The following is a 17,195-nucleotide window of genomic DNA, read 5'->3' on the forward strand; positions in this document are numbered from 1 at the left end:
TCGCAGGAGACACCGAAACATGACGGTTACCGCCAACCAGGTACTGCGTCCGCGCGGTCCCCAGATCGAACGCCTTGCCGGCAATCGCGCCAAGGTCGTGATCGAGCCGCTGGAACGCGGCTACGGCCACACCCTCGGCAATGCGCTGCGCCGTGTGCTGCTGTCTTCGATCCCGGGTTTCGCCATCACCGAAGTCGAAATCGACGGCGTGCTCCACGAATACACCACCGTTGAAGGTCTCGAAGAGGACGTGCTCGAAGTCCTGTTGAACCTCAAGGACGTCGCCATCCGCATGCACACCGGCGACGCGTCCACCCTGTCGCTGGCCAAGCAGGGCCCGGGCATCGTGACCGCGGGTGATATCAAGACCGACCACAACGTCGAGATCCTGAACACCGAGCACGTGATCTGCCACCTGACCAAGGATACGGCGATCAACATGCGTCTGAAGATCGAGCGTGGTTTCGGCTACCAGCCGGCCGCCGCGCGTCGTCGTCCGGACGAAGAAACCCGCACCATCGGCCGCCTGATGCTGGATGCCAGCTTCTCGCCGGTCCGTCGCGTCGCCTATGCCGTCGAAGCCGCGCGCGTCGAACAGCGTACCGACCTCGACAAGTTGGTGCTGGACATCGAAACCAACGGCACGATCGACGCTGAGGAAGCCGTGCGCACCGCCGCCGACATCCTCACCGACCAGCTGTCGGTGTTCGGCGATTTCACCCACCGCGACCGCGGTGCGGCGAAGCCGGCCACCAGCGGCATCGATCCGATCCTGCTGCGTCCGATCGACGATCTCGAGCTCACCGTTCGTTCGGCCAACTGCCTCAAGGCCGAGAGCATCTACTACGTCGGCGATCTGATCCAGAAGACCGAAGTCGAGCTGCTCAAGACCCCGAACCTGGGCAAGAAGTCGCTCACCGAGATCAAGGAAGTGCTGGCTCAGCGCGGCCTGTCCCTCGGCATGAAGCTGGAAAACTGGCCGCCGGCCGGCATCGCCCAGCACGGCATGATGGGGTGAATCTCAGCCTCGCCTGCGCGGCACTGCCGCGCGGCTGGGGCGAACGCCCGGCGCGCTGCGCCGGGCAGGGGAACGCAGAGAGTCCACGCCGAAGCTAGCCGAAGCGTGGCCTCTCGATCCATCGGCAAGGTTCGCATCACCGCAATACGCAACGCCGCAACACACACGTCGACGCGCCCGAAGGCTCGCGACGATGCCCGATCAGGACGACCGGGCTCGGACCAACCGCAGTCCATGCAACAACGCCATGAAGGCGACAGCGAATCTCAATAGCGACAGCATTCATTAGGAATCACGACCATGCGCCACCAGAAGTCCGGACGTAAGTTCAGCCGCACCAGTGCCCATCGCGATGCGATGTTCACCAACATGGCTGCGTCCCTCATCAAGCACGGCCTCATCCGCACCACCCTGCCCAAGGCCAAGGAACTCCGTCGCGTTGCCGAGCCGCTGATCACGCTCGCCAAGACCGACGGCGTCGCCAACCGCCGCCTGGCTTTCTCGCGCCTGCGCGACAAGGAAGCCGTGGGCACGCTGTTCACGACCCTGGGTCCGCGCTACCAGTCGCGTCCGGGCGGTTACCTGCGCATCCTCAAGTGCGGTTTCCGCGCTGGCGACAACGCGCCGATGGCCTACGTCGAGCTGGTCGATCGCCCGGAAGCCGCCGAGTAATCGACGGCCCGATCCATCGCAATAAGCCGCACCGTCGCGCAAGCGGCGGCGCGCGTGAAAGCCCCGGCCCAGGCCGGGGTTTTTGCATTTTGGGGACGGTTACGACGGCAACGGTTTCGCGGGCAACGACCCAGGCAACTTTCGCCGCCTGTCGGAGTCTTCTGTCGTCATAACCGAACCGGCGCCGCTGCGGCTAGGCACGGCGCTGCCCACGACGTAAGGTGATAACCATGACCGCCAGTCCGCTGTCCGCCTCGTTCCGCCGCCAGTACCTGCTGGGCTTCCTCGCCTGCGCCGGGCTACTGGGCTATGCGTTCTACCTGCAACTGCACGACGGCCTGGAGCCGTGCCCGCTGTGCATCTTCCAGCGCGTGGCGTTCTTCGCCCTGGGCCTGGTGTTCCTGGTCGGCGCGATCCACGGTCCCAAGACCGCGCGCGCCCGCAAGACCTACGGCGTGTTCTCGCTGCTGGCCGCGCTGGGCGGGATCCTCGTCGCCGGCAACCACGTGCGCCTGCAGCACCTGCCGCCGGACCAGGTGCCCGCCTGCGGCCCCGGCCTGGACTACATGCTCGAGGCCATGCCGATCACCGGCGTGATCCGCAAGGTCATGACCGGCTCGGGCGAATGCGCGGCGGTCGACTGGACTTTCCTGGGCCTGGCGATGCCGGCCTGGAGCCTGATCTGCTTCCTCGTGCTGGCCGCCTGGGCGGCCTACGCTTCGTTTCGCAAGCGCGCCGCCGCCTAAGCGCCGCCGCGCCGTTCGCGAAACCCTCCCGCACTTTCGCCCCGCAACCACTGGATCCAAGGAAATGAGCGCCACCGACCGCAACCTCCGAGCCGTCAATCTGCCCGCCAACTGGACCCCGACGTCCTGGCGCGAGCGCACCGCGCTGCAGTTGCCGACCTATCCGGACGCGGCCGAGCTGTCCGACGCTCTGCAGGAGCTGCGCAACCTGCCGCCGCTGGTGACCTCGTGGGAGATCCTCGCGCTCAAGCAGCAGCTGGCCGAGGCCCAGGAAGGCAAGCGCTTCCTGCTCCAGGGCGGCGACTGCGCAGAGAGTTTCGACCAGTGCTCCTCGGACGTGATCTCCAACCGGCTCAAGGTGCTGCTGCAGATGAGCCTGGTGCTGGTGCACGGCATGCGCAAGCCGGTGGTGCGGGTCGGGCGTTTCGCCGGCCAGTACGCCAAGCCGCGTTCGGCCGACACCGAGACCATCGGCGAGGTGACCCTGCCCAGCTACCGCGGCGACATGGTCAACGCGCCGGCCTTTACCGAGGCCGCGCGCCGTCCCGATCCGCGCCGCATGATCAAGGCCCACGCGCGCTCGGCGATGACGATGAATTTCGTCCGCGCCCTGATCGACGGCGGCTTCGCCGACCTGCACCATCCCGAGTACTGGAACCTGAGCTGGGTCGGCCACTCGCCGCTGGCCGACGAGTACCGGCGCATGGTCAACGCGATCGGCGACGCGGTGCGCTTCATGGAGACGCTGTCGGGCTCGGAGGTGCACAACCTCAACCGGGTCGACTTCTACACCTCGCACGAAGCGCTGCTGCTGCCCTACGAGGAGTCGCTGACCCGGCAGGTGCCGCGTCACTGGGGCTACTTCAATCTCAGCACCCACTACCCGTGGATCGGCATGCGCACCGCCGCGGCCGATGGCGCCCACGCCGAGTACTTCCGCGGCATCCGCAATCCGATTGCGCTCAAGGTCGGTCCGTCGGTCACCCCGGACCAGCTGCTGCGCACCATCGACCTGCTCAATCCCGAGGACGAGCCGGGCCGGCTGAGCTTCATCCATCGCATGGGCGCGAGCACGATCGCCGACAAGCTGCCGCCGCTGCTGGACGCGGTGCGCCGCGATGGTCGCCGCGTGCTGTGGGTCTGCGACCCGATGCACGGCAATACCGAAAGCACCAGCAACGGTTACAAGACCCGCCGTTTCCGCAACATCCGCAGCGAGATCGAGCAGGCCTTCGAACTGCACGCCGCGGCCGGCACCCGTCTGGGCGGCGTGCATCTGGAACTGACGGGCGAAGACGTGACCGAATGCCTGGGCGGTGCGCGCGAGATCACCGAGAGCGATCTGGAACGCGCCTACCACTCCACCGTCGATCCGCGCCTGAACTACGAGCAAGCGCTGGAAGTGGCGATGCTGATCGTGCGCAAGCAGGCTCAGATCGCCGCGCCGGCTTGATCGCTCGATGAAGCGGTAATGCGAAGCCCGCCGATCGGCGGGCTTCGTGTTTGTGGCGTCCGAAAATGCCGGCTTGCGCTACGCCGTCGCCGCGAAACTCCGGCATTCAGACCGGCCGGGCCCAATCGCGCAAGACGCGCGCGCCGGCATCGGTGACGTCGAGGCTGCGCGAGTTGCGCCGCCGACGCAGCAGTCCCTGGGCCAGACAGGCATCGAGCAGATTGGTGCCGAGTTGTCCGCCGATGTGCGGGCGGCGTTCGCTCCAATCCAGGCAAGCGCGCAGGCCAGGACGGCGTCGATTCGGATCGGGTAGGGCGATGCCGAGGCGTGCGATCCGTTCGCCGCCGGCGGGCGTCAAGGTCCAGCCTTGCGCTTGCGCGGCGATCCAGCCGTTGCGTTGCCAGGCATCGGCCACGGCCACCGCGAGTTCGCCGGCCAGATGGTCGTAGCAACTGCGCGCGTGACGCAATGCAGCGTCCTTGGGGCCGAGCGCGATCGCGCCAGATTGCCGAGCGGTCAGATTTCCGCTCAGGCCCAGCAGGGCTTCGACCGCATCGGCGACTTCGCTGGACGCGAGCCGGTGATAGCGGTGCCGGCCCTGTTTTTCCGTGTCGATCAGCGCCGCCGCGGCGAGCCGGGCGAGGTGGGTGCTGGCGGTCTGCGGCGCGACGCCAGCAGCGGCGGCCAGTTCGCCCGCGCTGCGGCTGCGGCCGTCGAGCAAGGTCACCAGCATCGATGCGCGCGCCGGGTCGCCGATCGCGGCGGCGATCTCGGCCAAAGCCTGCTCGGATCTGGCGTGTTCGGATGTGGCCTGCGCCATGGCGGCGGGACGTGCTCGCATGGTTCGATGTTGGTCGAAGCGTTGCCGTGGCGCAAGTGCGCACAATCGCGGCACTTCCCGAGGCGGTGGCTACGATGAAACGACGCGATTTGATGCGCTTGCCGATGCTGGCGATGGCGATGTCGGCGCTACCGGGCGCGGCCGCCGGCGTACCCGCGCGCCGCGAACGCTGCTCGGTCGATTGGATTCACGACGGCCGCACGCTGCGCTTATCGCTGCTGCGCCAGTCGGCCGCCGGTCCTGTGGCGCTGTATGTGCACGGCGCGACGTTCCCTTGCGATTTATCGGTCGGTTGGCGGATGCAGGGCGTATCGTGGCTGGATCATCTGCAGGCGCAAGGCTTCGACGCCTGGGGTTTGGACTTCGCCGGTTATGGCGAATCCGAGCGGCCGCCGGTGTTCGGCGCCGATCCGCACTCGGCGCCGCCTTGGGGCGACTACCGCATGGCCGCCGCGCAGATCGCGGCGGCGATCGCCGCGATCCGCCGGCAACGTCCGCGCGCGCCGATCCATTTGATCGCCCATTCCTGGGGCACGCTGCCGGCGCGGCAGGCGGCGATCGAGCATCCCGAGGCGGTGAGCAAACTGGTGTTGTTCGGCCCGGTGGCGACCCGCGAAGGGCCGCGAGAAGAAGCGGCCGCGCCGGCCTGGGCGCTGATGGGCTCGGCGGAGCAACGGCCGCGTCAGCGCTCCGGGCTGCCGGCGGACGCGCCCACACCGGTGAGCGCGGAGGAGATCGAACGCTGGTGCGCGGCGTATCTGGCCACCGATCCGGAATCGGCCACGCCCAGCCCGCCGTCGGTGCGGATTCCGAATGCGCCGATCGCCGATATCGACCGGCTGTGGGCCGGCGAGAATCTGGTCGACAACGCCCGCGTGCGCCAGCCGATCTTGATCGTGCGAGGCGAGTGGGACCACGTCACCACCGATGCCGATGCGGCTCGTTTGTTCGCCGAGCTCAGCGGCGCGGCCGAACGCCGCGACGTGAAGATTTCCGGCGGCAATCACTGGCTGCATCTGCAGCCACGGCGGACCGCGTTGTGGTCGACGACCAGCGCGTTCTTGCGCGACTGATCGCCGCGAACCCGGCGCTCACGGGCTAAGCGTCGACCGATAACGCGGCGGCGTGCGTGCCTGGGTGGCTTGTTCGAAGGCGTAACCCAGCGACAGCAAGCGCGCGTCGCTCCAACGCGGGCCCATGAACACCAGCCCGAGCGGCAGGCCCTGCGCGTCGCCCATCGGCACGGTCAGGCTGGGATAACCGGCGACCGCGGCCGCGCCGTAGCCGGCCCCATTGAAATGATCGCCGTTGATCGGGTCGACGATGAAGCTCGGGCCGGTGGCGGGCGCGATCAGCGCGTCCAGCTTATGCCGCTTGAGCACGGCGTCGATGCCCTCCGCTCCGGCCAGCCGGCGCGCCTTGGCGGCGGCCTGGCGATAGCGCGCGTCGCTCAGCGGGCCGCGCTTGGCCGCGCGTTCGAAATGCTCCTGGCCGAAGTAGTGCAACTCCCGATCGGCGTGGGCACGGTTGAACGCGATCACTTCGTCCAGGCTGCGCAGCGGTGCGTTGCTGTCGCGCAGATAGCGCTGCAGGCCGTCCTTGAATTCGTACAGCAGCACTTCGTACTCGGCCTCGTCCCATTGCCCGGCGGTCGGGATCTCGACGTCGATGACGGTGGCGCCGGCCTTGCGCAGGGTCGCGATCGCGCGTTCCAGCGCGGCGTTGAGTTCGCGCTGGTAGCCGACGCCGGACTCGTGCAGGAAGCCGATGCGCGCGCCCTTGAGCGCGCCGGGATCGAGCGCGCTGGTGTAGTCGTCCAGTCGATGCCCGCTCGCGGCTTTCGCAGCCGCATCGCCGCCGGCGTCGGCCGCGGCCATCACGCTGAGCAAGCGCGCGGCGTCGGCGACGCTGCGGGTCATCGGGCCGGGGGTGTCCTGACTGGCCGAGATCGGAATGATGCCGGCGCGGCTGATCAGGCCCACGCTGGGCTTGAGGCCGACCAGGCCGTTCATGGCCGCGGGGCAGAGGATGCTGCCGTCGGTCTCGGTGCCGACGCCGACCGCGGCCAGGCTGGCGGCGATCGCCGAGCCGGTGCCGCTGCTGGAGCCGCAGGCGCTGCGGTCCAGCGCGTAAGGGTTGCGGGTCAGGCCGCCGCGCGCGCTCCAGCCCGACATCGAATGGGTGGAGCGGAAGTTGGCCCATTCGCTGAGGTTGGTCTTGCCCAGGATCACCGCGCCGGCGCTGCGCAGCGCGACGACCAGCGGCGCGTCGGTCTTGGGCCGGTGCTCGGCCAGGGCCAGCGAGCCGGCCGAATTGACCATCGGGGTGGCGTCGATGTTGTCCTTGATCAGCACCGGGATGCCGTGCAGCGGCCCGCGCAACTTGCCGGCCTTGCGTTCGGCGTCGAGGCGGCCGGCTTCGAGCAGGGCGTTGGGGTTGAGTTCGATCACCGCGTTGAGCGTGGGCCCGGCGTCGTCGAGCGCGGCGATGCGGTCGAGGTAGGCCTGGGTCAGCTGGACGCTGCTCAATTTGCCGTCGCGTTGCAGGGCGGCGAGCTGCTCGATGTCGGCTTCGGCGATGCCGTGCGGATCGGCGACGACGCTGGTCGCGACGGCTTGGTCGGCCGCGGATTCAGCGGGAGCGAGGTTGCCCGCGGCCGGCGCCATCGCGCAGGCGCTCAGTACCAGCGCCAGGGTCGGCGCGGCGAGTCTCGACAAGAACGGCATCGGCATTCCCCAGCCCTGGACTGGGCGGAGTATGCCCGAGCGCGGGCAGCGTGCGGCTTTGGGGGGAAGGCGAGGGCGCCGCTTCAGTGGCGGCGTTTGAACAGGTCGCGGCCCAGCACCCAGACCACGATCAGGTTGATCGCCAGCACCGCCACCGCGATCCAGCCGGGGTGCTTGTACAGGGCGTAGAGGTCGAAAGGCAGATAGGCGGCGGCGCCGATGCAACCCAGCCACGAGGCCCAGGCCTTGGCGCGCCATAGGCCCCAGGCTTCGACCACGTGCAGCGCGCCGTAGGCCAGCACCACCGCCGCGGCCAGGTGCACCGAGTGCGGACTGATCGCATCGGCGAACTTGGCCAGTCCACCGTGTTCGGGATTGAGGTGGAAGCGCGCGATCAGTTCGTGGATCCAGCGCTGCAGCGGCGCCGGACCCAGCAGTTCCAGGCCGCTCGCGGCGAGCAGCGCCAGCAGTCCCTTGCCGGCTTCGACCAGGGCGATCACGTGCAGGCCCGGGTGGGCCTGCGGTCGCGGGTCGTAGTGCGTTTCTTCGCTCACGCGGTGCGTTCGGTTGCGCCGCCTGGCCGCGATCAGGCCGCGCGCGAAGCGCGCTTGCGATCGCTTTCGGTGAGGAACTTCTTGCGCAGGCGGATTTCCTTCGGGGTGACTTCGACCAGCTCGTCGTCCTCGATGAAGTCCAGGGCCTGTTCCAGCGTGTATTTGATTGCCGGGGTCAGCTTGATCGCGTCGTCCTTGCCCGAGGCGCGCATGTTGGTCAGCGGCTTGGGCTTGATCGCGTTGACGGTCAGGTCGTTGTCCTTGGAGTGGATGCCGACCAGCTGGCCTTCGTACACCTGGTCGCCTTCGGCGGCGAACAGGCGGCCGCGCTCTTCCAGCGGTCCGAGCGAGTAGGCCGGGGTGGTGCCGGCGGCATTGGCGATCATCACGCCGTTGATGCGCTTGGCGATCGCGCCGGTTTCCTTCGGACCGTAATGGTCGAACACGTGGAACAGCAGGCCCGAACCCTGGGTCAGGGTGCGGAACTCGTTCTGGAAGCCGATCAGACCGCGGGCCGGGATCATGTAATCCAGACGCACGCGACCCTTGCCGTCGGACTCCATGTTCTTGAGCTGGCCCTTGCGGACGCCGAGCTTCTCCATGACGCCGCCCTGGTGCTGCTCTTCGATGTCGACCACCAGTTGCTCGACCGGCTCCATCAGCTGGCCGTCGATTTCCTTGATGATGACTTCCGGGCGCGACACCGCCAGCTCGAAGCCTTCGCGGCGCATGTTCTCGATCAGCACCGACAGGTGCAGCTCGCCGCGGCCGGAGACCAGGAACTTGTCCGGATCGGAACCTTCCTCGACCTTCAGCGCCACGTTGTGCAGGGTTTCGCGCTCCAGGCGCTCGCGCAGCTGGCGGCTGGTGAGGAACTTGCCGCCGCTGAGCTCCTTGTGGCCGGCGAACGGCGAGTTGTTCACCTGGAAGGTCATGCTGATCGTCGGCTCGTCCACGGTCAGCGCCGGCAGCGCCTCCGGAGTGTCGAGCGCGCAAACGGTGTCGGAGATGCTCAGGTCGGCCACGCCGGAGATCGCGACGATGTCGCCGGCCTCGGCTTCCTCGGTCTCGATGCGTTCCAGGCCCATGAAGCCGAGCACCTGCAGGACCTTGCCCTGGCGCTTCTTGCCTTCGCGGTCGACCACGCTGACCGGCATGTTGCGGCGGACCTTGCCGCGCTGGATGCGGCCGATGCCGATCAGGCCGACGAAGTTGCTGTAGTCCAGCTGGCTGATGCGCATCTGGAACGGACCGTCGAGGTCGACCTGCGGCGGCGCCACGTGCTTCATGATCGCTTCGTACAGCGGGGTCATGTCGCCGTCGCGGGCGCTGTCGTCCAGGCTGGCGTAGCCGTGCAGGGCCGAGGCGTAGACGATCGGGAAGTCGAGCTGCTCGTTGGTCGCGCCGAGCTTGTCGAACAGGTCGAACACCTGGTCGATGACCCAGTCCGGACGCGCGCCCGGGCGGTCGATCTTGTTGACCACCACGATCGGCTTGAAGCCCATCGCGAAGGCCTTCTGGGTGACGAAGCGGGTCTGCGGCATCGGGCCGTCCATCGCGTCGACCAGGATCAGCACCGAGTCGACCATCGACAGCACGCGCTCGACCTCGCCGCCGAAGTCGGCGTGTCCCGGGGTGTCGACGATGTTGATGCGGTTGCCCTGCCAGGTGATGGCGGTGTTCTTGGCCAGGATCGTGATGCCACGTTCCTTTTCCTGGTCGTTGCTGTCCATCGCGCGTTCGGCCAAAACCGTACGTTCCGACAGGGTCCCCGACTGCTTGAGCAGGCAGTCGACGAGCGTGGTCTTGCCATGGTCGACGTGAGCGACGATGGCGATATTGCGAAGGTTTTGGATGGACATGCGAAGAGCGCTCTTTGTGAAGAGCGTGAAGGCCGGAAGAAGCCGACCATTATACCTGTCTATAGCTAAAGCTGCCCATTCAGCTGAACGGGGTGGGGTATGCTTGGGAATTGGCCGGTCCGTCGCCATGTCGGCGGCAGGTTTCCGGACCCGACACCCCCATCCACTGCCCAGGAGACGGCTATGAGCCTGATCGCCACTTTCGACACCGACCGCGGCCCGATCCGCATCGAGCTCGCCGCCGACAAGGCGCCGCTGACCGTCGCCAACTTCGTCAATCTGGCCCAGCGCGGCTTCTACGACGGCCTGAACTTCCATCGCGTGATCGCCGACTTCATGGTCCAGGGCGGCTGCCCGCAGGGCACCGGCACCGGCGGCCCCGGCTACCGCTTCGAAGACGAGACCCGCAACGGCCTGCCCCACGAGCGCGGCGTTCTGTCCATGGCCAACGCCGGCCCGGGCACCAACGGCAGCCAGTTCTTCATCACCCACATCGCCTGCCCGTGGCTGGACGGCAAGCACACCGTGTTCGGCAAAGTCGTCGAAGGCCTGGACGTGGTCGACGCCGTCAAGCAGGGCGACAAGATCAATTCGGTGAAGATCGAGGGCGATGCCGCCGCCGCGCTGGCCGCCAAGGCCGACCGCGTCGCCGAGTGGAACAAGATCCTGTCGGCCTGATCTGACGGGCCTGATCTGACGGGCCTGATCCTACTGGCCTGATTCGACGGGCCTGATTCGACGGGCCAGATCTTGCCGGTTCGCCAGTATCTTGAGGCACCAGGCCCCGCGGTCGATCCGGCCGCGGCGGCCCGCCGGCACCGCCCGGCTTCCTGTGGGAGCGGCGTAAGCCGCGATCGAGGCCCCAGGGCGGGTCGAATCGCGGCTTACGCCGCTCCCACAGTGTTTTCCACCGCGGCGCAGTCTCACCGCGGCCGCGAGTGGAGTTTCCGCGCCGTCCCGCACCGATAAGCGGTCGAGTCCCGCCGGCACCCACGCAGGCACCGTCGCCGCTGGCGTCGCCAGCCCGCGCCGGCCGGCGCGCGGATGCCGCTGTGCTACCATTTTGGGGCTCGATTCCGGTGGTTCCGGATGCATTCGGACACCGAACGCAGCTCGTTCGTTCGCACCCCTCCCCGCATCCGTCGTACACCACCCCACGAGGTTTCACGATGCCCCAGCTTGCCCGGCGCATCGGTCGCGCCAAGCCCAGCGCGATCATGCAGGTCGCCGAAAAGGCCAAGCGGCTCAAGTCCGAAGGCCGCGACATCATCAGCTTCTCGATCGGCGTTCCCAACTTCCTGCCCGGCGAGCACGTCTACGCCGCCGTGCGCGAGGCGCTGAGCAAGGACAGCGGCCAGTACGGCAGCAACCGCGGCGCCGACGCGCTGCTCGACGCCTTCCTGGAGCACATCGGCAAGATCGGCCTGACCGGCTACGGCCGCGTCAACGTCGCCACCGGCATCGGCGCCAAGCACGTGATCTACAACATCGCCGAGGCGCTGTTGGACGAAGGCGACACCATCGTCTTCCCGACCCCGTACTGGACCAGCTATCTCGACATCGCCGAGATCGTCAACGCCAAGATCGATCTGCTGCCGTGCCCGGCCGAGCAGGACTACAAGCTCACCCCCGCGCAGCTCGACGCCGCGCTGGCGCGCAAGCCCAGGGTGTTCCTGTTCAACAACCCGTCCAACCCGACCGGCATGGTCTACGGCAAGGACGAGATCGACGCGCTGGCCGATGTGCTGGTGAAGTATCCGGACACCTGGGTCATCACCGACGACATCTACAACCGCATGGTGTTCGACGGCGTGGGCTACCACAACTTCGTGCACGCGCGCCCCGAGCTGCGCGACCGCGTGATCTTCCTCGACTCGCTGTCCAAGACCTACGGCATGCCGGGTTGGCGCGTGGGCTTCATGGCCGGTCCGGAGTCCGTGGCCCAGGCTCTGACCACGATGAATTCCAACCACATCACCAACATCCCGGAGATGGTCACCGCGGCCGCGGTCGCGGCGCTGAACGGTCCGCAGGACATCCCGACCCAGAAGTGCGCGGAGTTCCAGGCCAAGCGCGACCAGGTCATGGCGGTGATGAACGCGATCCCGGGCGTGGTCTGCCCGCGTCCGCAAGGCGCGTTCTACGTGTTCCCGGACATCAGCGTCGCGTTCGGCAAGACCCACGCGCCCAGCGGCCTGAAGATCGGCAACGACATGGACTTGTGCAACGCGCTGCTGGAAACCAAGGGCGTGGCCTGCGTACCGGGTTCGGCGTTCGGCGAGCCGCGCGCGCTGCGCATCAGCTACACCTGTCCGACGCCGCAGCTGGCGCCGGGCCTGCAGCGCTTCCAGGAGTTCTTCGCCGAACTCGTCTGAGTCCGGCGCGGAACCGTCAGCGGCGATCGAAGAAGGAATTCCGGCATGCGCGTGGTCACCGTCCTGTGGATCGCCGGCGCGCTCGCGCTCGGCGTGGTCGGTTACAAGGCGCTGGGCGGCGACGTCGCGGCGATGCTCGGCGCCGGACCGCAGCAGCTGCATCCGGACGACCCGCGCCAGCTCACCGGACAGACCAAGATCGTGATGCTGGCGGCGGAATGGTGCGGCTACTGCCGCAAGCAGCAGAAGGACTTCGAGCAGGCGAACGTGCGTTATCGCGTGCTCGACGTCGATACACCGGAAGGCGAGCGCGCGGCGCGTGCGCTCGGCTCGAACGGCGTGCCGGTGACCGTGATCGGCCAGGACGTGATCCACGGCTACCAGACCGACGCGCTCAAGGAAAAACTGACCCCTCTGGGTTACTCCATTTACTGAAGCGGGTTCGCCCGCATCTCACTCCAGCGTAAGGAACCACCCCCATGAAGACTCCCGTCCGCGTTGCCGTCACCGGTGCTGCCGGCCAGATCGGCTACTCGCTGCTGTTCCGCATCGCCTCCGGCGAAATGCTGGGCAAGGACCAGCCCGTGATCCTGCAGCTGCTGGAGCTGCCGCTGGACAAGGCCCAGGCCGCGCTCAAGGGCGTGATGATGGAGCTGGAAGACTGCGCGTTCCCGCTGCTGGCCGGCATGGTCGGCACCGACGACGCCGAAGTCGCATTCAAGGACGCCGACATCGCCCTGCTGGTCGGCGCGCGTCCGCGCGGCCCAGGCATGGAGCGCAAGGACCTGCTGCTGGAGAACGCCAAGATCTTCACCGCCCAGGGCGCCGCGCTGAACAAGGTCGCTTCGCGCAACGTCAAGGTGCTGGTGGTCGGCAACCCGGCCAACACCAACGCCTACATCGCCATGAAGTCGGCGCCGGACCTGCCGGCCAAGAATTTCACCGCGATGCTGCGCCTGGACCACAACCGCGCGCTGAGCCAGCTCGCCGCCAAGGCCGGCGTCGCCGTGGGCGACATCGAAAACCTGATCGTGTGGGGCAACCACAGCCCGACCATGTACCCGGACTACCGCTTCGCCACGGTCAACGGCCAGTCGCTGAAGGACAAGATCGGCGACGCCGATTGGAACGCCAACACCTTCATCCCGCAGGTCGGCAAGCGCGGCGCGGCGATCATCGAAGCGCGCGGCCTGTCCTCGGCCGCTTCGGCCGCCAATGCCGCGATCGACCACATCCGCGACTGGGTGCTGGGCAGCAACGGCAAGTGGGTGACCATGGGCGTGCCGTCCGACGGCAGCTACGGCATCCCGGAGACGGTGATGTACGGCGTGCCGGTGATCACCGCCAACGGCGAGTACACCCGCGTCGAGGGCCTCGAAGTCGATGCCTTCAGCCGCGCCGCCATGGACAAGACCCTGGCCGAGCTCGAAGAAGAGCGCGCCGGCGTCGCCCACCTGCTGGGCTGATCCTGCGGACCGGTTCCACCGCAACATCGCGACATCGCAGGGCGGCTTCGGCCGCCCTGTTTTTTTGCGCGCCGCGCAGCCCCTGCGGCGGCCGGCGTGTAGGATCGGACTGCGCCGAGCGGGCGCGCGGAACCACCCACCGATGGACACCAGCCTGCGCCTGCTGATCGCCGACGACCACCCGATGTTCCGGGCGGCGTTGCGGCACGCGCTGGCCGCGATCGCGCACGGCGCGCAGATCGCCGAAGTCGCCAGCCGCAGCGCGCTGGAAGCCGCGGTCGCCGGCGGCGAGCCCTTCGATCTGGCGATGCTGGACCTGACCATGCCCGGCGCGATGGGGTTTTCCTCGCTGGTCTACCTGCGCGGCGAACGCCCGGAGGTGCCGGTGCTGATCGTGTCCTCCGACGACCACCCGCGTACGATCCGCCGCGCCCAGCAGTTCGGCGCCGCCGGTTTCGTGTCCAAATCCGCGCCGGCCGAAGCCCTGCACGAAGCCGTGACCACGGTGCTGGCCGGCGGCCTGTGGTTTCCGCCGCAGCAGGCCGAGCGCAACGAGGCCGATGCGCAGCTCGCCGAACGCCTGGCCCAGCTCACGCCGCAGCAGTTGCGGGTGCTGATGCGCATGGCCGACGGCCTGCTCAACAAGCAGATCGCGCACGAACTGTCGCTGGCCGAGAACACGGTCAAGATCCACGTCACCGCGGTGCTGCGCAAACTCGGCTGCCATTCGCGTACGCAGGCGGCGGTGCTGGTGAAGGGGCTGTCGCTGGAGAGCGGGGCAGGGGCGTCGGATGACGACGTCAGTGGATAAGGGAATTACTCGCGCGGCCCACGCATCGCCAATGCGCGTGTGATCAAGGCCCGCAATGCCGCCGGCCGCAGCGGCTTGGGCAGGAAGCTCCAGCCCAGTTCTTCCGCGCGTTGCCGCAGGCCCGGGTCGGCGTCGCCCGACATCAGCACGATCGCCGGCAGCGCCTGCCAGGCGCGGTGCAGGCGCGGCGCCAGGGCCATGCCGGTGTCCTCGCCGAGGCGGTAGTCGAGCAACAGCAGTTCCGGCATCGGCGCGATCCGCGCCTGCATCTCCGCATCCGCGGCCGAACGCGCCGAAGTCACCGCGCAGCCCCAGTCCGTGAGCAGGCGCGTGGCGGCGTCGCGCGAGGCCGGATCGTCGTCGACGACCCAGACCCGGCGGCCCAGCAGCGGCGAATCGTTCGCTTCCGCGCTCGGCTGCGGCGCGGCGACCGCCGCCGCATCGCCGTAGGGCAGCTCGACCGAGAACACGCTGCCGCGTCCCGGCCAGGAGCGCACGCGCACCGGGTGTTCGAGCAGCAGCGCGATGCGGTGCACGATCGCCAGGCCCAGGCCGGCGCCGCGCGCGGGCGCATCCATGCCGGTGTCCAGGCGCTGGAACTCCTCGAAGATGGTTTCGAGCTTGCTTTCCGGAATGCCGGTACCGCTGTCCCATACTTCCACTCGCACACCGGTGGACGTGCGGCGCGCGCCCAGCACGATGCGGCCGCCGCGCGGAGTGAACTGCAGCGCGTTGGAGACGAAGTTCTGCACGATCCGGCGCAGCAGCGCTTCGTCGCTGTCGACCACGGCGCGGCTGGCGAGCACATGTAGGCGCAGGCCGCGGGCCTGGGCCAGGATCCGGAACGGGCCCTCGATGGCCGCGAACAAGTGCGCCAGCGGGAACGCGCCGCGCCGTACCTGCAGCGCGCCGGACTCCAGACGCGCGATGTCGAGCAGGCTGGCCAGGATGTCGTCCTGCGCCGACAGCGCCGCATCGATATGCTCGATCACCTCTGCGCTCTCGGCGTCGACGCGCCGGCGCAACGAAGACAGGTACATGCGCGCGGCGTTCAGCGGTTGCAGCAGATCGTGCACCGCGGCGGCGACGAAGCGGGTCTTGGAGCGATTGGCGCGCTCGGCTTCGCCCTTGGCCTCGCGCAGATCGCCGGTGCGCTCCTCGATCCGGCGTTCCAGGCTGTCGGCGAGCGTGCGCAGATCGCGTGCGGCCTGCTTGTAGGCGGTGATGTCGGCATAGCTGGTGACGAAGCCGCCGCCGGGCATGGGGTTGCCGCGGATCTCGATCACCGTGCCGTCGGCACGCTCGCGCTCGTGCAGATACGGTTGAGCGCGTTGCAGGTGTTCGAGCCTGCGCCGGATCGCGTCTTCCGGATCGTCGCCGAGCAGGCCACGGCGCGCGTTGTAGCGGATCAGGTCCTCGATCGGCCGCCCGACCTGGAGCAGATCCGGCGGGTAGCGGAACAGTTCGGCGTAGCGTTGGTTCCAGGCCACCAGGCGCAGTTGCGCATCGACCACGCTCACGCCTTGCGGCAGATGCTCCAGGCTCTGGCCTTCGCCGATGCTGGCGCGGTGCGCGGCCTGGACCACGCCGTCCTGGGCGGTGCGTAGCGCCTGGGTGTGCTGTTCGACCAACTGCTCGAGTTCCTGCCGGCTGCGCAGGCGCAGGCGCGCGATGCGGTGGCGCTGCCACAGCAGCAAGGCCAGCGAGACCAGCAGCAGCCAGGCGCCGGCGGCGACCGCGCGTGCGATCCAGGCCGCGCGCACGCTCGGGCCGGCGTCGCGCAGCAGGTGCAGGGTCCAGCCTTCGCGCGCCAGCTTCAGCGATTGCCAGACAAGGTCGCGGCCGCCGCCGAGCTCGCGCACGCGCACCACGCGCGCGTCCGCGCCCAGCGCGCGCTGCTGCGTCACCGCGACCGGCTGCAGGCGTTGGCCCAGATACTGCTGGGTGCGTCGCAGTTGTTCGCGTTGCGCAGCGTTCAAGGGCGCGAGCATGCGGTAGCGCCATTCCGGGCGCCCGGTCAGGAACACGATGCCGTTGGCATCGCTGAGCAGGACCAGGTCGCCGCGTTCGCTCCAATCGGACTGGATGTCGTCCAGCACCACTTTCACCGCGACCGCGCCGATGGCCTTGCCCTGAGAGTCGCGGATCGCGCGCGCGATGAAGTGGCCCGGGCGCTGGGTGGTGACGCCGATCGCGTAGAACTCGCCGCTGCCGCGCGCCATCGCCTGCTGGAAGTAGGGGCGGAACGCGTAGGAGTGGCCGACGTTGCTGCTGGGCAGGGTCCAGTTGCTCGCGGCGATACCGACGCCGTCGCGATCGATCAGGGTCAGCGTGCTGGTGCGGTTGGCGAAGTTCAGCTGGACCAGGCGCTCATTGGCGCGCTGGTGCTGGGCCTGGTCCTGCGGGTCGAGCAAGGTCGCCTTGAGCTGCGGATCCAGCGACAGCACCGCCGGCATGATGCGGTAGCGGTCGATGTGCTGTTCCAGGGCCTGCGCGCGCTGGACCAGCAAGGCGCGCGCTTCCGCGGCCTGCGCCTGCAGGGCGCGCTCGTAAGCGATGCGGCCGGCGACCAGCATCGACAGCAGCATGACGGCCAGGATCAGGGCGATCCACAGGGCGGTGTGCAGTTGGCGGCGGCGCGGGATCACGGTCGGCGTTGGTCGGTGGCGGC

15 protein-coding genes are annotated in these 17,195 nt (G+C 68.4%); 10 read left to right on the plus strand and 5 right to left on the minus strand.

Annotation, left to right across the window (positions count from 1 at the left end):
• Window positions 1-19 precede the first annotated feature (19 nt).
• The 4 genes from rpoA (at window position 20) to ASD78_RS03260 (ending at window position 3,889) form a co-directional block, all read left to right on the plus strand.
• Window positions 20-1,018, plus strand: coding sequence for a DNA-directed RNA polymerase subunit alpha (rpoA, locus tag ASD78_RS03245; RefSeq protein WP_055902375.1), 999 nt, complete (start codon window positions 20-22; stop codon window positions 1,016-1,018).
• Between the two features lie 300 nt (window positions 1,019-1,318).
• The gene (rplQ, locus tag ASD78_RS03250) at window positions 1,319-1,690 is read left to right on the plus strand and encodes a 50S ribosomal protein L17 (protein ID WP_055902377.1); all 372 of its coding nucleotides are present in this window, start codon (window positions 1,319-1,321) and stop codon (window positions 1,688-1,690) included.
• A gap of 230 nt (window positions 1,691-1,920) precedes the next feature.
• The gene (locus ASD78_RS03255) at window positions 1,921-2,436 is read left to right on the plus strand and encodes a disulfide bond formation protein B (protein ID WP_055902379.1); all 516 of its coding nucleotides are present in this window, start codon (window positions 1,921-1,923) and stop codon (window positions 2,434-2,436) included.
• Between the two features lie 64 nt (window positions 2,437-2,500).
• Window positions 2,501-3,889 (plus strand): 3-deoxy-7-phosphoheptulonate synthase class II, encoded by a 1,389-nt coding sequence (locus tag ASD78_RS03260; RefSeq protein WP_056098375.1) that lies wholly within the window; start codon window positions 2,501-2,503, stop codon window positions 3,887-3,889.
• Window positions 3,890-3,995: 106 nt separating this feature from the next.
• On the opposite strand, the gene ASD78_RS03265 is transcribed toward ASD78_RS03260, so the two are convergent.
• Complete coding sequence (locus ASD78_RS03265; protein ID WP_200944120.1) at window positions 3,996-4,730, minus strand: helix-turn-helix transcriptional regulator; 735 nt, start codon at window positions 4,728-4,730, stop codon at window positions 3,996-3,998.
• A gap of 74 nt (window positions 4,731-4,804) precedes the next feature.
• Here ASD78_RS03265 and ASD78_RS03270 point away from each other — a divergent pair, with 74 nt between their 5' ends.
• Window positions 4,805-5,803 carry an alpha/beta fold hydrolase gene (locus tag ASD78_RS03270; RefSeq protein ID WP_056098377.1) on the plus strand — a complete coding sequence of 333 codons (999 nt, stop codon included), beginning with the start codon at window positions 4,805-4,807 and terminating at the stop codon, window positions 5,801-5,803.
• An 18-nt stretch (window positions 5,804-5,821) separates the two neighbouring features.
• Here the strand turns inward: ASD78_RS03270 and ASD78_RS03275 are convergent, their stop codons facing one another.
• From ASD78_RS03275 to typA, 3 genes are all read right to left on the minus strand, one after another.
• The gene (locus ASD78_RS03275; protein ID WP_056098411.1) at window positions 5,822-7,396 is read right to left on the minus strand and encodes an amidase; all 1,575 of its coding nucleotides are present in this window, start codon (window positions 7,394-7,396) and stop codon (window positions 5,822-5,824) included.
• A 143-nt stretch (window positions 7,397-7,539) separates the two neighbouring features.
• Window positions 7,540-8,010 carry a DUF2127 domain-containing protein gene (locus ASD78_RS03280; RefSeq protein ID WP_055902389.1) on the minus strand — a complete coding sequence of 157 codons (471 nt, stop codon included), beginning with the start codon at window positions 8,008-8,010 and terminating at the stop codon, window positions 7,540-7,542.
• 32 nt (window positions 8,011-8,042) lie between these two features.
• Window positions 8,043-9,872 (minus strand): translational GTPase TypA, encoded by a 1,830-nt coding sequence (gene typA / locus ASD78_RS03285; RefSeq protein ID WP_055902391.1) that lies wholly within the window; start codon window positions 9,870-9,872, stop codon window positions 8,043-8,045.
• 183 nt (window positions 9,873-10,055) lie between these two features.
• Between typA and ASD78_RS03290 the strand changes: the two genes are divergently transcribed.
• The 5 genes from ASD78_RS03290 to ASD78_RS03310 all read left to right on the plus strand — a co-directional run bounded on the left by ASD78_RS03290 (window position 10,056) and on the right by ASD78_RS03310 (window position 14,524).
• Window positions 10,056-10,550 (plus strand): peptidylprolyl isomerase, encoded by a 495-nt coding sequence (locus tag ASD78_RS03290; protein ID WP_056098378.1) that lies wholly within the window; start codon window positions 10,056-10,058, stop codon window positions 10,548-10,550.
• Between the two features lie 491 nt (window positions 10,551-11,041).
• A complete protein-coding gene (locus tag ASD78_RS03295; RefSeq protein WP_055902395.1) occupies window positions 11,042-12,247 on the plus strand; it encodes a pyridoxal phosphate-dependent aminotransferase in 1,206 nt (401 codons plus the stop codon).
• Between the two features lie 45 nt (window positions 12,248-12,292).
• A complete protein-coding gene (locus ASD78_RS03300; protein WP_055902397.1) occupies window positions 12,293-12,682 on the plus strand; it encodes a glutaredoxin domain-containing protein in 390 nt (129 codons plus the stop codon).
• 44 nt (window positions 12,683-12,726) lie between these two features.
• Window positions 12,727-13,713, plus strand: coding sequence for a malate dehydrogenase (locus tag ASD78_RS03305; RefSeq protein WP_056098381.1), 987 nt, complete (start codon window positions 12,727-12,729; stop codon window positions 13,711-13,713).
• A gap of 142 nt (window positions 13,714-13,855) precedes the next feature.
• The gene (locus tag ASD78_RS03310) at window positions 13,856-14,524 is read left to right on the plus strand and encodes a response regulator transcription factor (protein ID WP_056098383.1); all 669 of its coding nucleotides are present in this window, start codon (window positions 13,856-13,858) and stop codon (window positions 14,522-14,524) included.
• Between the two features lie 5 nt (window positions 14,525-14,529).
• Here ASD78_RS03310 and ASD78_RS03315 read toward each other — a convergent pair whose 3' ends face one another.
• Window positions 14,530-17,112, minus strand: coding sequence for a hybrid sensor histidine kinase/response regulator (locus tag ASD78_RS03315; RefSeq protein ID WP_082575410.1), 2,583 nt, complete (start codon window positions 17,110-17,112; stop codon window positions 14,530-14,532).
• Window positions 17,113-17,195 lie beyond the last annotated feature (83 nt).

Origin of the sequence: Lysobacter sp. Root667 (assembly GCF_001427715.1) — a bacterium.
GTDB lineage: Bacteria > Pseudomonadota > Gammaproteobacteria > Xanthomonadales > Xanthomonadaceae > Lysobacter.

Bases quoted from the DNA above. Each gene is read 5' to 3' on its own strand.
- ASD78_RS03290 (WP_056098378.1), top strand. From the start codon at position 10,056: ATGAGCCTGATCGCCACTTTCGACACCGACCGCGGCCCGATCCGCATC.
- ASD78_RS03275 (WP_056098411.1), bottom strand. From the start codon at position 7,396: ATGGCGCCGGCCGCGGGCAACCTCGCTCCCGCTGAATCCGCGGCCGAC.
- rpoA (WP_055902375.1), top strand. From the start codon at position 20: ATGACGGTTACCGCCAACCAGGTACTGCGTCCGCGCGGTCCCCAGATC.
- ASD78_RS03255 (WP_055902379.1), top strand. From the start codon at position 1,921: ATGACCGCCAGTCCGCTGTCCGCCTCGTTCCGCCGCCAGTACCTGCTG.
- ASD78_RS03265 (WP_200944120.1), bottom strand. From the start codon at position 4,730: ATGCGAGCACGTCCCGCCGCCATGGCGCAGGCCACATCCGAACACGCC.
- ASD78_RS03305 (WP_056098381.1), top strand. From the start codon at position 12,727: ATGAAGACTCCCGTCCGCGTTGCCGTCACCGGTGCTGCCGGCCAGATC.
- ASD78_RS03260 (WP_056098375.1), top strand. From the start codon at position 2,501: ATGAGCGCCACCGACCGCAACCTCCGAGCCGTCAATCTGCCCGCCAAC.
- ASD78_RS03315 (WP_082575410.1), bottom strand. From the start codon at position 17,112: ATGCTGCTGTCGATGCTGGTCGCCGGCCGCATCGCTTACGAGCGCGCC.
- ASD78_RS03270 (WP_056098377.1), top strand. From the start codon at position 4,805: ATGAAACGACGCGATTTGATGCGCTTGCCGATGCTGGCGATGGCGATG.
- ASD78_RS03300 (WP_055902397.1), top strand. From the start codon at position 12,293: ATGCGCGTGGTCACCGTCCTGTGGATCGCCGGCGCGCTCGCGCTCGGC.
- ASD78_RS03310 (WP_056098383.1), top strand. From the start codon at position 13,856: ATGGACACCAGCCTGCGCCTGCTGATCGCCGACGACCACCCGATGTTC.
- typA (WP_055902391.1), bottom strand. From the start codon at position 9,872: ATGTCCATCCAAAACCTTCGCAATATCGCCATCGTCGCTCACGTCGAC.
- rplQ (WP_055902377.1), top strand. From the start codon at position 1,319: ATGCGCCACCAGAAGTCCGGACGTAAGTTCAGCCGCACCAGTGCCCAT.
- ASD78_RS03295 (WP_055902395.1), top strand. From the start codon at position 11,042: ATGCCCCAGCTTGCCCGGCGCATCGGTCGCGCCAAGCCCAGCGCGATC.